The 14,713-nt window shown below is 62.6% G+C and carries 13 protein-coding genes and 1 pseudogene; 10 read left to right on the top strand and 4 right to left on the bottom strand.

The window, feature by feature from the left end; genetic code table 11:
• Positions 1-178: 178 nt before the first annotated feature.
• Both panB and panC read left to right on the top strand, forming a co-directional pair.
• Positions 179-1,015, top strand: coding sequence for a 3-methyl-2-oxobutanoate hydroxymethyltransferase (panB, locus tag NKJ09_RS26425; RefSeq protein ID WP_352484667.1), 837 nt, complete (start codon positions 179-181; stop codon positions 1,013-1,015).
• Positions 1,012-1,971, top strand: a complete 960-nt coding sequence (gene panC / locus NKJ09_RS26420; protein WP_352494305.1) for a pantoate--beta-alanine ligase — start codon at positions 1,012-1,014, stop codon at positions 1,969-1,971. The genes panB and panC overlap by 4 nt, the downstream gene beginning before the upstream one ends.
• A 140-nt stretch (positions 1,972-2,111) precedes the next feature.
• Here the strand turns inward: panC and NKJ09_RS26415 are convergent, their stop codons facing one another.
• A complete protein-coding gene (locus NKJ09_RS26415; protein WP_352484666.1) occupies positions 2,112-2,792 on the bottom strand; it encodes a GntR family transcriptional regulator in 681 nt (226 codons plus the stop codon).
• A gap of 232 nt (positions 2,793-3,024) precedes the next feature.
• Here NKJ09_RS26415 and NKJ09_RS26410 point away from each other — a divergent pair, with 232 nt between their 5' ends.
• From NKJ09_RS26410 to NKJ09_RS26375, 8 genes and pseudogenes are all read left to right on the top strand, one after another.
• Positions 3,025-4,152 carry a sugar ABC transporter substrate-binding protein gene (locus tag NKJ09_RS26410; RefSeq protein ID WP_023722272.1) on the top strand — a complete coding sequence of 376 codons (1,128 nt, stop codon included), beginning with the start codon at positions 3,025-3,027 and terminating at the stop codon, positions 4,150-4,152.
• Between the two features lie 72 nt (positions 4,153-4,224).
• Positions 4,225-5,763: a sugar ABC transporter ATP-binding protein gene (locus NKJ09_RS26405; RefSeq protein ID WP_502901349.1), complete on the top strand. Its 1,539-nt coding sequence runs from the start codon at positions 4,225-4,227 to the stop codon at positions 5,761-5,763.
• Positions 5,760-7,829, top strand: coding sequence for an ABC transporter permease (locus NKJ09_RS26400; protein ID WP_352494304.1), 2,070 nt, complete (start codon positions 5,760-5,762; stop codon positions 7,827-7,829). The genes NKJ09_RS26405 and NKJ09_RS26400 overlap by 4 nt, the downstream gene beginning before the upstream one ends.
• A 13-nt stretch (positions 7,830-7,842) precedes the next feature.
• Positions 7,843-8,649 (top strand): SDR family oxidoreductase, encoded by an 807-nt coding sequence (locus NKJ09_RS26395; protein WP_352494303.1) that lies wholly within the window; start codon positions 7,843-7,845, stop codon positions 8,647-8,649.
• A 12-nt stretch (positions 8,650-8,661) separates the two neighbouring features.
• Complete coding sequence (locus NKJ09_RS26390) at positions 8,662-9,609, top strand: 3-hydroxyacyl-CoA dehydrogenase (RefSeq protein ID WP_352484661.1); 948 nt, start codon at positions 8,662-8,664, stop codon at positions 9,607-9,609.
• Positions 9,606-10,568 carry a 3,5-dioxohexanoate:acetyl-CoA acetone transferase gene (gene kce, locus NKJ09_RS26385; RefSeq protein WP_352494302.1) on the top strand — a complete coding sequence of 321 codons (963 nt, stop codon included), beginning with the start codon at positions 9,606-9,608 and terminating at the stop codon, positions 10,566-10,568. The genes NKJ09_RS26390 and kce overlap by 4 nt, the downstream gene beginning before the upstream one ends.
• Positions 10,569-10,603: 35 nt before the next feature.
• Complete coding sequence (locus NKJ09_RS26380) at positions 10,604-11,482, top strand: SMP-30/gluconolactonase/LRE family protein (RefSeq protein WP_352494301.1); 879 nt, start codon at positions 10,604-10,606, stop codon at positions 11,480-11,482.
• A 60-nt stretch (positions 11,483-11,542) separates the two neighbouring features.
• Positions 11,543-12,056 (top strand): annotated as a pseudogene (locus NKJ09_RS26375) (DUF6088 family protein); the annotation flags it as partial.
• A gap of 40 nt (positions 12,057-12,096) precedes the next feature.
• On the opposite strand, the gene NKJ09_RS26370 reads toward NKJ09_RS26375, so the two are convergent.
• The 3 genes from NKJ09_RS26370 to NKJ09_RS26360 all read right to left on the bottom strand — a co-directional run bounded on the left by NKJ09_RS26370 (position 12,097) and on the right by NKJ09_RS26360 (position 14,704).
• On the bottom strand, positions 12,097-12,777 hold the full coding sequence (locus NKJ09_RS26370; protein WP_352494300.1) for a hypothetical protein: 681 nt from the start codon (positions 12,775-12,777) through the stop codon (positions 12,097-12,099).
• A gap of 167 nt (positions 12,778-12,944) precedes the next feature.
• Positions 12,945-13,817 carry a carbohydrate ABC transporter permease gene (locus NKJ09_RS26365; RefSeq protein ID WP_352494299.1) on the bottom strand — a complete coding sequence of 291 codons (873 nt, stop codon included), beginning with the start codon at positions 13,815-13,817 and terminating at the stop codon, positions 12,945-12,947.
• A complete protein-coding gene (locus tag NKJ09_RS26360) occupies positions 13,814-14,704 on the bottom strand; it encodes a carbohydrate ABC transporter permease (protein ID WP_352494298.1) in 891 nt (296 codons plus the stop codon). Before NKJ09_RS26360 ends, NKJ09_RS26365 begins: the two co-directional genes overlap by 4 nt.
• Positions 14,705-14,713 lie beyond the last annotated feature (9 nt).

The following is a 14,713-nucleotide window of genomic DNA, read 5'->3' as shown; positions in this document are numbered from 1 at the left end:
ACACGGTTGTCGCGCAGGATCACCGAAGCAGAGAAACGCTGGCCCTCTGTCTTTGCTTTGCGGAGAGCCTGCTTCGCGACGCACAAACTTTTCTGATGCAGTGCGGTTTTGGCCTTCGCACCTGCACAGAACTATGCAAAACCGTCACCGCTGGAACTTGACCCAAGGGAATGTGCCGATGAGTGTGGCGGTCGAAACAAAGGCGCTGACGCCGCCGGACATTGCGGCCCGAAAGCACAAGATGCCGATTGTCTGCTTAACAGCGTATACAACGCCGGTTGCGCGCCTCGCCGATAGGCATTGCGACGTGGTCCTGGTCGGCGACAGCGTCGGCATGGTGCTTCATGGCCTGACGTCAACCCTCGGAGTTACGCTGGAGATGATGATCATGCACGGCAAGGCCGTGCGCCGCGGTCTTGAACGGGCGCTGATGGTCGTCGACATGCCGTTCGGCTCCTATGAGGAGGGCTGCGAACAGGCCTTTCGCAACGCCGCCCGGCTGATGGCGGAGACCGGATGCGCCGCGGTCAAGCTGGAGGGCGGCGAGAGCATGGCTGACACGATCCGCTTTCTCATTGCCCGCGGCATCCCCGTCATGAGCCATGTCGGGCTGACACCGCAAGCGATCAATGTGCTTGGCGGCTACAAGGTCCAGGGCAGGGGCCGAGACGGCGACAGGATTTTGCGGGACGCTGTTGCTGTTGCCGAATCCGGCTCATTCTCCGTTGTGCTGGAAAAGGTGGCCGAGCCGCTCGCACGAAGAATAACCGAGGAGGTTACGATTCCAACCATCGGGATCGGCGCCTCCGCCGCCTGCGACGGCCAGGTTCTGGTCGTCGACGATATTCTGGGCATGTTCACCGGTTTTCGTCCGAAATTCGTCAAGCGCTATGCCGAACTGGGCTCAGAGGCCGAAGCGGCCATTGCGGCTTATGCGGCTGATGTGCGGGGAGGGCGCTTTCCGGCGGCCGAACATCTCTCCGCCGACGCGCCGCAGGCCGGAGAATCCGCGTGAGCGTGCCGATCGTCCGCACCATTGCCGGGCTTCGTACCGTTGTGGCGGGATGGCGCCGTTCTGGTGCCAACATCGCCGTGGTGCCTACGATGGGGGCCTTGCATGAAGGGCATTTGAGTCTCGTGCGTTCTGCGCTTCAAAAGGCCGATCGCGTGATCGTGACGCTGTTCGTCAATCCCAAGCAGTTCAACAGTGCGGCGGATCTTGCCGCCTATCCCCGCACGGAAGACGAAGACGCTGCAAAGCTCACGCGGCTGGGCGCCCACCTGCTTTATGTTCCGGATGCGACTGAGATGTATCCTGACGGCTTCGCCACGACCGTGTCCGTGTCGGGCGTCAGTGAAAGCCTTTGCGGTGCGTTCCGGCCCGGCCATTTCGATGGGGTGGCGACCGTCGTTGCAAAACTCTTCCTGCAGACCGGCGCTGATTTCGCCTTTTTCGGAGAGAAGGACTTCCAGCAGCTTCAACTTATCAGGCGCATGGTCCGGGACCTGGATATTCCGATCACCGTCGTCCCCTGTCCGACAGTCCGGGAAGCCGATGGTCTCGCTTTGTCATCGCGCAATGTCCGGCTCTCGCCGGCAGAGCGCGCCGTCGCCCCAAGGCTAGCATCGGTCCTACTCAATACGGCGGCGGGGCTCTCGAACGGCTCTCCCGTCCTGCCAACGCTTGCCGAAGCGCGCGCAGCGATCCTGTCCGCGGGCTATCGCGAGGTCGAGTACCTGGAACTCCGTGGCGAGGCAGATCTGCAACCGATAGCAAGCCTGGATCGGCCGGCACGCCTGTTTGCAGCGGCCTGGCTCGGCGAAACGCGGCTCATTGATAACGTCAGAACACTGCCGTCTCCCGTTCTTGTTGACAAGCCGCTCGGGCATGCCTTCACCCGTGCCGACGGTCACACCGCAACGCCAGCATTCAAGGATGAGCTTGTAGGCTCTGGCAAGCGCTACCCCTGACCAACTCGGCCCTGTGAGCGCTGGATCGTCCCCTCTGGATGAATCACCGCAGCAAGGCGCCGGAAATGCCCGCTGATGCTCGGCGGTTCGGTTCGTGGTGAGCATCACCGTCCTGCCATGTCGGGCTTGGCGACCTGCGACTATTTCAGCAGTTTGATCAGGACAGTGAAAGCCGCGTCGATGTCAGCGCGAACCGCAGCCCGGACCGCCTCCGCGTTGCGGTTTCGCAGCGCTGCAAACATCTCCTGATGGTGCTGGTTGGCGGTCGAATAGTTTCCGGAATCGTGCAGCATGTTGAAATAGGGGCTGATCTGCAGCCACAGGTTCTCGATGATGCTGAGCATGTTTTCCGAGCCCGCGGCCCGGTAGATGGAAAAGTGAAAGGCGTAATTGGCCCTGAGATAGGATTTGACGTCGCCAGCGGCATTGGCCTGCTCGAGTGCCTCCAGATGCTGGCCCAGCAGCATCACGCCGTGATCGTCAATGCGTTCTGCGGCCCATGCGGCGGCGATCGCCTCGATTTCGAACCTGACGTTCCTGAGATCGATAAGCCGCGCACGACTTAATGCCGGGATACCGATCGAACGGCCCGAAACCACCATCAAGGCGTTGGCCGCGCTCAGACGCCTCAGAGCCTCGCGAACCGGCATCGGGCTGACGCCGAAAGCGTCTGCGAGGCTCTGCACCGTCACCATTTCACCTGGAACGATGCTGCCGTCGAGGATCAACTCGGTAACGTGCCGGTAAACCCTGTCCTGCAGGGTTTCCCTGGACAGCGGCGTGATCTCGACGCCCGGCTTCCTGAATGCCGCCCCAGCCATTTCTGTCAACCTTCCCCCATTCGGGCGACGCTCTTGTCATACCCGGCGCCTGTGTCCGGAATGCAAGGTTCGGATTGCCGCGTCAAGCGCCCGCGTTTCCGACTTTTCCCTCTTAGCCATTTCATCATTGATCTTTGATCAAATCATGATACGGTCAGCCGCATCGAATGACAAGGAGTACGTTTCGTACCCTTGGGAGGCATTCGGTCGTCTGAACTGGGAGGAGTTTCGAATGGGTATCGGATCGAAAGCCCGGCGGCTTGCGCTGCTTGCCGGCATGGCTGTTTGCGTTTGTGGTACGTCCGCCGCCGAAGCGGCCGGAAAGCACAAGATATTTCTCAGCATGAGCTTCATCGGCAATGATTGGCAGGCCGAGGCCGCCAACATGCTCAAGGCGATGGCGTCGCACAAGAGCATGGCCGACAAGGTCGACCTCCAGGTTCAGGTGGCGGGGCCGAACGCACAGCGCCAGATCCAGCAGATCAACGCGATGGTGCAGGCAGGCGCCGAAGCCATCGTGATTTTCCCGATCTCGCCGACAGCGCTCAACCAGGTGGTGAAGAACGCCTGCGACAAGGGGGTAAAGGTGTTTGCCTATGATGCCGAGATCACCGAGCCCTGCGCCTACAACGTCCATATCGACCAGGAAGAGGCTGGCCGGGTGACGGCGGAGTGGCTGGTCAAGAAACTTAATGGCAAGGGCAACATCATCGCGGTGACCGGCGTTCCCGGCACGTCGGTCGATGATCTGCGCACCAAGGCCGCGAAGGAGGTGTTTGCCAAGCATCCCGACATCAAGATCGTCGGCGAAGCTGTCGGCATGTGGAGCCAGGCGGTGGCCCGTACCGAACTGTCCAAGATATTGGCGACGCGCAGCTGGGATGACATAAATGGGCTGTGGATGCAGGTAGGCTGCTTCACTGCCAATTCCATGCAGCTCGAGGCCGGCAAGAAGGTCAGCGAACTCCTGCCTTGCGCCGGCGAGGGCTCCAATGGCGGGCGCATCCAGATGCTGCCGGAGGGCACGGAGGTCGAGGGCGCAACCTCTCCCTATGCGCCGCTCGGCGCGCCGCGCATTTCCTACGCCTCGCCGCCTTATTCCGGGGCGCTCGCTCTCAAGCTTGCCGTCGAGGCGCTTGAAGGCAAGCACGTTGCCAAGAAGACGATCCTGCCGCTGCCGGTCGTCACCAACGAGACGATAAAGCTTTGCGACGAGGGCACCTGGGCGGAGATGAAGGCTGGTTGCAATGCGTTCAAACCGTCGCTGGTCTCGAACCCAGGCTGGTTCGCCTCGATCTTCTCCGATCAGACACCTGAGATCGGTCTCGCGGCCGCCCTTGTAGGCCAGCCCGAGGAGTAGGCCTTCCGAAGTGGGGCGTGGGGTGCTTTCGAGGCGCTCCACGCAGCTTTCATGCGGGCTGGGACTGAGATCATGATGTCAGCGCATTCGACAGCTGTCGGCATAGAGGGCGTCCGCAAGGCGTTTGGCGCAACAGTTGCCCTCGATGGCGTTTCCTTCGAGATCGCTTCCGGCAGCGTGCATGCCCTGCTTGGCGAGAACGGTGCGGGCAAGTCGACCCTCGTCAAGCTGCTGTCGGGGCTGGTACGGCCCGACGAAGGGCAAATCACCGTTCTTGGCGAACCCGCACCCCTCGGTTCGCCGCGCGCCGCACACGCCAAGGGCGTGCAGACGGCCTTCCAGGAAATGACGCTGGTACGCGATCTCAGCGTTCTCGACAATATGTTGCTGCCTTACGCGCCCGCCGGCCCGATCGGCCTGATCAGGCGCTCGGCGGCACGCAAGGCAGTCCGCAAGCACATTTCCGATCTGGGGTTTTCGGTCGATCTCGATGCCGAGGTGGCGACGCTCGATCTCGCCATCCGCCAGAAGATCGAAATCGCGCGCGCGCTCTATCGCAAGCCGCGCATCCTTCTGCTCGACGAGCCGACTTCGACACTGTCAGGTGGCGATGTCGAGTGGCTGGGCGCCATCATCGCGCAATTGAAAGCGGCCGGTACCACGGTCGTGTTCATCACCCATCGCATGCGCGAGGTGCGGGCTTTCTGCGACACGCTGACCATTCTCAGGAACGGCCACCACATCGTGACCGCGCCGGTTGCCGATGTTTCGGATGGTGAGGTGATCGAAAAGATCATCGGCCGCAGCATCGCCCAGACCTTCCCGCCGAAACCTCAAAGTGAGGCCGCCTTCGGTCCGCCGGTGCTCGGTGTGCGCGATCTCAAGACGGGGAGGAAGCTCGACGGCGTCGATTTCGACCTGCGCAAGGGCGAGATTCTCGGCATTGCCGGGCTTCAGGGCATGGGGCAGCTCGACTTGTTCCTCGCCTGCTTCGGCATGGCCGAGATCGAGCGCGGCCATGTCCTGGTCGACGGCCGCAAGGTCTGGCTCGGCTCGCCCTCCGATGCGCTCAAGCCCAACATGGCGATCGGGCTGGTGCCGGAGGACCGCAAGACCGAAGGCCTGTTCCTGAAGCTCTCGGGCCGGCAGAATGCATCGCTGCCTGTGGTCGAACGCTTTACCCGATTTGGCCTGATCAGAAACGACGAGGAGGCAAAGGCCGTGCAGTCCGCCTTCTCAACCGTGGAGGTCGACCGCAGTGCATTATGGACGAGGGCAGGGGCGTTCTCTGGCGGCAACCAGCAGAAGATAGCCATTGCCAAATGGCTGGTCGCCGAAAGCCGGATCCTGCTGCTTTTCGATCCGACCCGCGGCATCGACGTCGGCACCAAGCACGAGCTCTATGTGATGATGCGCGACTATGTGGCGGCCGGCGGCTCGATCCTTCTGCATTCAACCGAAATTCCCGAGCTGGTCCATCAATGCGACCGGGTGCTCGTCCTCTACGACGGTCACCTGGTGGCGGAGCTTGCCGGCAACGACATCACGGAAGGCGCGATCATGCGGCCGGCGCTTGGCCATGGCGAGTTGGTCCGGGAGGCGGCGGAATGAGCGTGACGAGTTCGCCCGCGGCACCGGCCGCAACAGTGTCGCGGCTCCTCGCGCGGCATCGCGGCGCGATCATCGCGGCGATCGTCTTTGCCGTGCTCCTGCTAATCGTTGATCTGGTAAGTGCCGGGCGGCTCACTTATTTCGATATTTCGTTCCTGTCGAGCGGCGGCGCCACCTCGGCACTGGCGGCGATCGGCCAGACCCTGGTCATCCTGTCCGGCGGTTTCGACCTGTCCGCGGGCGCGGTGATCTCGCTGGTCAATGTCGTTCTGGCAAAAGGCATGGATCCGATGGCAACCGGCACGAGTGTCGCGCTGTGGACCTTGGCCGGAATTGGTGTCGGCATGCTGGTCGGCGCCTTCAACGGCTTCTTCATCGCCGTCCTGCGCATGCAGCCAATCGTCGTCACACTGTCGACCATGTTCATCCTGCAGGGGGTAACGCTGCTGGTCATGGACAAGCCGGGCGGTTTCGTCTCGCCCGATCTTGGCGCCTTCTATCTCGGTGATGCCATTGCCGGCTGGATACCGATGCCGCTGGTGGTCATCGGCGTCGTCCTGCTCGGCTGGTTCTGGCTCAAAGGAACACGCTTCGGGACGGCGCTTTATGCGGTCGGCAGCGACCCGGATGCCGCCGCCGCGGTCGGTGTGCGCGTCGTTCTCGTACGCTTCCTGGTCTATGTCATTGCCGGCGGCTGCTATGGGCTTGCCGGCGTTTTCATCAGCGCCCAGACCGGCAGCGGCGATCCGCTGGTCGGCAACCCGTTGTTGCTGTCGATGTTCGCGGCAGTCGTCGTCGGCGGCACAAGGCTGGGCGGCGGTCAAGGCGGGCCAGTCGGCACCGTCTTCGGCGCCTACATCCTGATGATGGTCGTCAACATCCTGCTCGTGCTCAACGTCTCGGCCTATTATTCGACGATCGCCGAGGGCATGATCCTGATCCTTGCCGTGCTTGCCGGCTCGCTGTCGCATGGCTCCGTGCTTGCCCGCCAACTGCGTGCGCTACGGGCTCGGCTGGCCGCGTGGCGCGCCGGAATGCTGCCCTCGCAGATCGATCGCACCGACCGGCGGCTGAGAATCAAGCGGGGCAGCGCTGGCGACCAGCAGGCGCCGCAGCCGGCCTTCCATGTCCGTAACGCCGAGACGCTGCGCTATGCGCTGCCGGCCTATGTCTGCCTGGCCGTCGTCGTGATCGTCACCCAGATCTGGCTTGGACGCGCCATCGTCAACGTCACCTACTGGAACTCGCTGTTCGTGCTGTCGAGCTTCCTTGCCATCCTGGCGCTTGGGCAGGGCAGCGTAATCCTCACCGGTGGGCTCGACCTGTCGCTGCCGTGGACGATCGGCCTCTCGGGCATCCTGCTTGCTGGCATGGTCAACGGATCGGATGCTGCACTTGCCTATGCGCTGCCGGCGGTGCTGCTCATCGCTTGCCTGATCGGTCTCGCCAACGGCATCGGCATCGTCTTCCTCGGCATTTCGCCAATTGTAATGACGCTGGCCACCAACGGCATTCTGCAAGGTTTCGCTTTGCTCTACTCGCAAGGCACGCCGGCCGGCTTCTCCTCGCCGATGCTGCGCTGGTTCATGACCGGCAAAATATTCGCCATCACGCCGGTGGTGCTGTTCATGATCGCCTTCGTCGTATTTGCCGTACTGCTGCTCGGCCGCACCGCTTTCGGCCGCCGCGTCTATGGCATCGGCAACAGCCTGCGCGCAGCCCAGCTCTCCGGCATCGCGGTCGGTCGCACGCTCATCCTCGTCTATGTGCTGTCGGCGGTCTGCGCGGCGATCGTCGGCATCATGCTGACCGGCTTTTCCGGCCAGGCCAGCCTCGGCATGGGCGACGATTATCTACTGCCCTCCATCGCCGTCGTCGTGGTCGGCGGTGCGCTGATTACCGGCGGGCGTGGCCACTATCTCGGCATGCTGGGTGGGGTGCTGCTCCTGACCGCGTTGCAGATGCTGCTCGCCGGCACGACGCTGCCTTATGCGACGCGGGCGATTCTGTTTGGGCTGGTGGTGCTCGGTGCCGTCATGGCGCTGCGCGAAAGGCGGATTCAGTGAAAGGGATGGAACAATGAGCTCAAGCTCACCGGCATCGGCGGACGAATTCCTGACCGGGCTCAAAGGCCAGCGCGTGCTGGTCACGGCGGGCGCTGGCGGCATTGGCTTTGCCATTGCAGAGACGCTATCGCGGCTCGGCGCACGCGTCGCGATCTGCGATATTTCCAACGAGGCGCTGGCCGCTGCTCCAGAGAGGATTAAGCTCGCCGCCGCAGTCAAGGCCGACGTTTCACGCGACGATGATGTCGACCGGCTGTTCGAGACTGTCAAGGAGAAGCTCGGCGGGCTCGACGCCCTGATCAACAATGCCGGCATTGCCGGGCCGACCGGCGGCGTCGACGAGATCGATCCGGCAGACTGGCGGCGTTGCATAGATATCTGCCTGACCGGCCAGTTCCTGTGCGCGCGGCGTGCCGTGCCGCTGATCAAGGCGGCGGGCGGCGGCTCGATCGTCTCAATGTCTTCGGCCGCCGGCCGCCATGGCTACGCATTCCGCACCCCCTATTCGGCTGCCAAGTTCGGCGTTGTCGGCCTGACCCAGAGCCTCGCCAAGGAACTCGGACCGCATGGGATCAGGGTCAATGCCATCTTGCCCGGTCTCATCGAAGGGCCGCGCATCGACAAGGTCATTGCCGACCGGGCAAAGCAGCTCGGCGTGTCAAACGAGGAGATGACACAACGCTATCTGCAGAACATCTCGCTGCGCCGCATGACCAGCCCATACGATGTCGCGGCAATGGTGGCCTTCCTGCTTTCCGATGCGGGCGTCAACATTTCCGGCCAGTCGCTTGGCGTCGACGGCAATGTCGAGACACTGTGAGGGGAGGCGATCATGGCGAAGGTAGCAATTGTCGGAAGCGGCTTCATCGGGCGAGCGTGGGCGATCAGCTTCGCTCGTGCGGGCCATGATGTGCGCATGTGGGACCAGGCGGCGGCCGCGACCAGCGGCGCGCGCGACTATATCGCCGGCGTGCTCGGCGACCTCGCCGCCAACGATTTGCTGCGGGGACAAGCGGTGGATGCCGTGCTTGGCCGCATCACCATTGTGGCGGAGCTTGGAGAAGCCTTGGCCGATGCCGTCCACGTCCAGGAGAACACACCGGAAAACCTGGAGGTGAAGCGTGACGTATTCTCTCGGATCGACGCCCTTGCCGGTCCGCAGGCGGTGATCGCCAGTTCCACCTCGGCGCTGTTGCCGTCGAAATTCACCGATCATCTGCAGGCGCGGCATCGCTGCCTCGTCGTACATCCAATCAATCCGCCCTATCTCATCCCGGCAGCGGAAGTCGTGCCGGCGCCATGGACCTCCGCCGAAACGGTGGAAAGGACCCGCGCCTTTCTTGTCGAAGCGGGCCACGCGCCGCTGGTGATGAAGCGCGAACTCGACGGCTTCATCATGAATCGCTTGCAGGGCGCGCTGTTGGAGGAGGCGTTCCGGCTCGTCGCCGACGGCTACGCCAGTGTCGAGGACGTCGACACGGGCCTGCGCGAGGGGCTGGCGCTGCGCTGGTCGTTCATGGGTCCCTTCGAAACGATCGACCTCAACGCGCCTGGTGGTGTGCGCGACTATGTAGAGCGCTACCAGACGATCTATTCCAACATCTTCCCGCAGATGCTGCGTCGGGTCGACTGGGCCGGCGAGGTCATGGAGACGATCGAGGCCCAGCGCCGCACGCGCCTGCCGCGGGAAGAACTCGGCGAACGGCAGGTCTGGCGCGACCGTCGGCTGATGGCGCTGGCGGCGCACAAGAAAAAATCGGATCAGGAGTTTGGACGATGATGGAAACAAGCCGCAAGCCCGGCGCCCCGCAGGCCAAGGGCAAGGTCATCATCACCTGTGCGGTGACGGGGGCAATCCATACGCCGACCATGTCGCCTTATCTGCCGATCACGCCAGACCAGATCGCCTCGGAGGCGATTGCGGCGGCCGAGGCTGGTGCGGCAATCCTGCATCTGCATGCCCGCGACCCTGAGACCGGCAAGCCCGACCAGACGCCGGAGGCGTTCGCGCGTTTCCTGCCGCGCGTCAAGCAAGGCACCAATGCCGCCATCAACATCACCACCGGCGGCAGTCCTTACATGAAGGTGGAGGAGCGTGTGCGGCCCGCCGCCCAGTTCAAGCCGGAAGTCGCCTCGCTCAACATGGGGTCGATCAATTTCGGGCTCTATCACCTCGTAGACAAATACGAAACGTTCAAGTTCGACTGGGAAAGGCCGCACCTGGAAGCGACGCGTGACCTGGTCTTCCGCAACTCGTTCAAGGACATCGAGTACATACTGGAGACCTGTTACGACAACGGCACGCGCTTCGAGTTCGAGTGCTACGACATTGCCCATCTCTATAACCTCTCGCATTTCGCCGATCGCGGGCTGGTGAAACCGCCGTTCTTCGTACAGTCCGTGTTCGGCCTGCTCGGCGGCATCGGTACGCACCCGGAAGACGTCGCCCATATGAAGCGCACCGCCGATCGCCTGTTCGGCGATCAATACCGCTGGTCGGTGCTGGGTGCCGGCGCCAGCCAGCTGCGCATTGCCGCGCAATCGGCAGCGCTTGGCGGCAATATTCGCGTTGGGCTCGAAGACAGTCTGTGGGCCGGCAAGGGCAAGCTTGCCAAATCGAACGCCGAGCAGGTGGTGCTTGCCCGTAAGATTATCGAAGGCCTCGGCATGGAAGTGGCGACGCCCGACGAGGCTCGCGAAATCCTGTCATTGAAGGGCGGCGACCAGGTCGCGTTCTGACCGGTTTCTGCAAGGTTCGAACAGAGGAGGACGGCATGAAGATCGAGGTCGTGGTGGACGTGAAAACCACGCTGGGCGAGGGACCGCTGTGGGACGTTGAACAGGAGCGCCTCTACTGGATCGACAGTTTCGATGGGCGCGTGTTTCGGGCGACCGCCGACGGCCGCGAGATCCGTTGCTGGGACGTGCCGATGAAGATCGGCTCGATGGCGTTGCGCAAGGACGGCGGTGGCGCGGTGGTGTCGCTGCAGCGCGGCTTCCATCTGCTTGATTTCGCCACCGGCGAGGTGACGCCGATCCACGATCCGGAGCCGGACCGGCCGATGAACCGGCTCAATGACGGCAAGGTCGATCGGCGCGGCCGCTTCTTCGCGGGCTCAATGGACACGATGGAAGAGGGACCCTCCGGAGGGCTCTACCGGCTCGATCCCGATTTCTCCGTGACCAGGATTGATTCCGGCATCATCTGCTCGAACGGCCCGTGCTGGAGTCCAGACGACCGCACCTTCTATTTCGCCGACACCTGGACCGGCGAGATCTGGGCCTACGACTATGATATCGAAACCGGTGCCGCCACCAACCGGCGCACTTTCACCCGCGTCGATACCAGCCGGGGAGGGGCGGCCGACGGCTCAACTGTCGATTCGGAAGGATTCCTCTGGAACGCGCTGGTCTATGACGGCAGGCTGGTGCGTTACGCGCCCGACGGCAGCGTTGATCGCATCATCGACATGCCCGTCAAGAAGATCACCAGCGTCATGTTCGGCGGGCCGAAGCTCGATACCCTGTACGTCACGTCGATGGCCAAGCCGCCGCTGCCGCGCTTTCCGGGCGACGGAGTTTTACGCGGCAGCCTTTTTGCCATCACCGGCCTCGGAGTAACGGGAGTTCCGGAGCCGAGATTTGCTGCGTGAAGCTCGGCATCGTGCCGTCGCTTAGTCGCTGTCCTCCTCCGGGGCAGCCTTCCGCAAGATCTGGCGGGACGGTCAGCGATCGATCAGGCGCTCTCGCGCCTCATCAAAGAGGTAGGTTGCGGCGTCTCGCCCGCGGACTTTACGATTTCCCGAAACTGCATCCAAAACTTGGGCGCTTTCCCCGTCGCCCGATGATGTTGCCCAGGTCTGGCCAGGGAGACGGGCTCTCATGTGCAGGTCGCCGGGACGCATGCGGCCAATGCGCTTGGTCTGACCAGCCAAGTTCCCGCCCGAATCTCATATCTCACGGACGGTTCATCCCGTCGCGTGGTGCTCGGAAGGCGTGTTATCGACCTGCGCCATGCGTCGCCCAAACACCTGATAGCACCGGGGAGTGGTGCGGGAACAGTCGTTCAGGCGTTGCGGCATCTCGAGCCATCACGGGCCGCCGATGTCGTTCAGATCGCGTCGCGCCAACTGTCCCTGAGTGACAAAAAAGAGACTCGTCTCGACCGCCATACAGGCGCCGGCCTGGATGCGTCCGATACCATGCGCCATGGGCGACTCACCATCGGATGCGGCTCACCATAGCTTCGCGCGCCAAGCAGCGTCGATTAGCCATGTGGTGCGCGTGCTAACTCATCCTCGGCAGCTGAAAGAACGCGTTCGGGGTCCGAGGCGAGCACATCTTGCGGACGTTTGCCGCCAAGGAAGCTATTGATCGATGCAAACCAATAGGCGAGCCCCCAGGCATCCTTTTTCCCGCGAAACACACTCAGAACCTTAGCGAGCGGTTTAGCGGGCCGATATCCAGCTGCAATATCCAGAGCGTAGCCGGGAAAATAGTCTACGCCCCGATGCCGAACTGCGAAGATGCGGCCTTGTTTTTTCCACTTGTTTGGCTGCGCACGTGGGTTGCTCGTGCTGAACCCTGCCATTGTCGCGACTTGAGGAGCGGTCAGCCAATCGCCGCTTTCCAATACTTCTCTTCTCGCCTCGGCCGCCATCCGCGCTTCTATGAGCATGTGTTGCGGAGGCGGCACGTCAGGGACCAGGGCGTCGATTATCGTGCTTATGGCTTCGCGCTGGCGACTCATCAGGATCGTACGCACCAGAGGCGCAATGCTGACGAGCGTGTCCGCGAGGCCGCGCACAGCAGGTTCACTCCCATGCTCGACCGTTACTGCTATGACCAGCTCGGCAGTTAGGCGATCAAGTCGGTCACCAACCTCCTTCGGCTTTCCGGTGAGGACGCCAAATCCCGACAGTTCAATAGTCTCATGGGTAAGTGCCATGATCTCCCGCTCCTGGGGCGATGAGCATGGTTACATATGTAGCACAACAACCGGTATCACAGGTGCAGCTAAGCTGTGGCATTTGGCGTCCAAGTTCGCTGATGGCTTGGTAGCTTTCAGGGCGCGTTCCGACGACAGCCGGGCGTAAGCCGGCAGTGCCGCCGACGCTATCCCTTGATCGCCGAGCCGACGATCGAATCCACGAAGAAGCGCTGCAGGAAAACGAACAGCACCAGTGGCGGCAGCACGGCAAGAGTGGCGCCCGCCATGACCAGTCCGGTGTTGAGCGCACCTCTGTTGTAGCTGAGCAGGCGGCTGAGGCTAATGACGATCGGATAATCTTCCGCATTGCCCTGCAGCACGGTAAGCGGCCACAGATAGCTGTTCCAATGATAGACGAAGGCAAACAGCGCCAATGCCGCGGTCGCGGGCGCCACGCTCGGCGCGACGATCTTGAACAGGATCACAAGTTCCGACGCCCCATCCATCCGTGCCGCGTCGATCAAATCGTCCGGCACGCCGGCGATGAACTGGCGCATCAGGAAGATGCCGAAGGCATTGGCGAGGTTGGGCACGATGATGCCGGCAAGGCTGGCATTCAGGCCGATCGATCCGACGAGACGGTACAGCGGGACCAAAGTCACGATCGGCGGCAGGAACATTGTGGCGATCAGCACCGAAAACAGCAGTGAGCGGCCGGGAAAGTGATGCTTGGCGAAGGCGTAGCCAGCCATCATGCTGGTGACCAGAATGCCGGTGGTGGTGATCGTGGCGATCACGAGCGAATTCCACATCGAGCGGCCGACATTGATGACGCCGGACACTTTCTCATACGCTTCGAGGCTTGGCGTGCGCGGTATCCACACCGGCGGCACCTGCATGGTTTCGGCCGGCGTCTTCAGGCTGGAGAGCACCATCCACAACAGCGGAAAGGCGGAGGCCACGGCAACCAGCAGCATCAGCGTGGCGACCAGTGCTCTGCGGCCCGCCAGGCGTTTGCGCGCCAACCGGCTCGATGCTGATCGGCCCGGCGCGCTCATTCGTCATCCTTCCGGTTGGCAAATGCAAACAGCGCGCACACAACGACGATCAGCGCCAACATCAGCATCACTGCCATGGCCGAGCCCAATCCGCCTTGCGCGCGCTCGATGCCGACACGGCGGATGTGATAGGTCAGCACATTGGTCGAGCCGACCGGCCCGCCTTGGGTGATCAGCGCCACCGGCTCGAACACCTGCACGGCGTTTATGATGGCGATGACGGCGCTGAACAGAAGCGTGCGCCGCAGCAGCGGCAACGTGATAAAGCGGAACTGTTCGCGTCGGGTGGCGCCGTCCAGAGTCGCCGCCTCGTAAAGACTGCCCGGGATCTGGGTCAGCCCGGCAACGGCCAGCACGGTAAAATAGCCGGTCTGCTGCCAGACATTGAGGACGACGATCGAGATCAACGCCGATCTTGGCGAGGACAGCCAGGGTTGCGGGCCGATGCCGGCGAGGCCGAGCATCTGGTTGAGCGGCCCTTCGCTCGGCGAATAAAGCTTCGACCAGACCAGCGTCACGGCGATCATCGGCACCATGTAGGTGGAAAACAACACGGTCCGCAGCGCCGTGCCGCCTGCGACATCGCGCTGGTAGACCATCAAACCGAACGCGACCGAAAGGGGCAGGATGAGCATCACCGACAATGCCGTGTAGATCGCGGTGTTGAGCAGTGCTCGCTTGAAATCCCGCCCGACCGAGGTCGGTCCGAATATTTCGCGAAAATTGTCGAAGCCGATGAAGCTCGCATTGGAAAAAGGCGTCTGCGTCGACCAGTCCTGGAATGACAGCCAGATGGTGAGCAGCATCGGCAGCAGGATGAAAACACCGATCAATGTCACGGCAGGCGCCAGCATGATGCCCGCCGAGGCACGATAGTTCTTGATCATCGCTCTGCT

Origin of the sequence: Mesorhizobium sp. M0189 (assembly GCF_040322135.1) — a bacterium.
Classification (GTDB): Bacteria; Pseudomonadota; Alphaproteobacteria; order Rhizobiales; family Rhizobiaceae; genus Mesorhizobium.
Note: the sequence above shows the minus strand (reverse complement) of the source record. Positions and strands in the feature narration are given on the sequence as shown.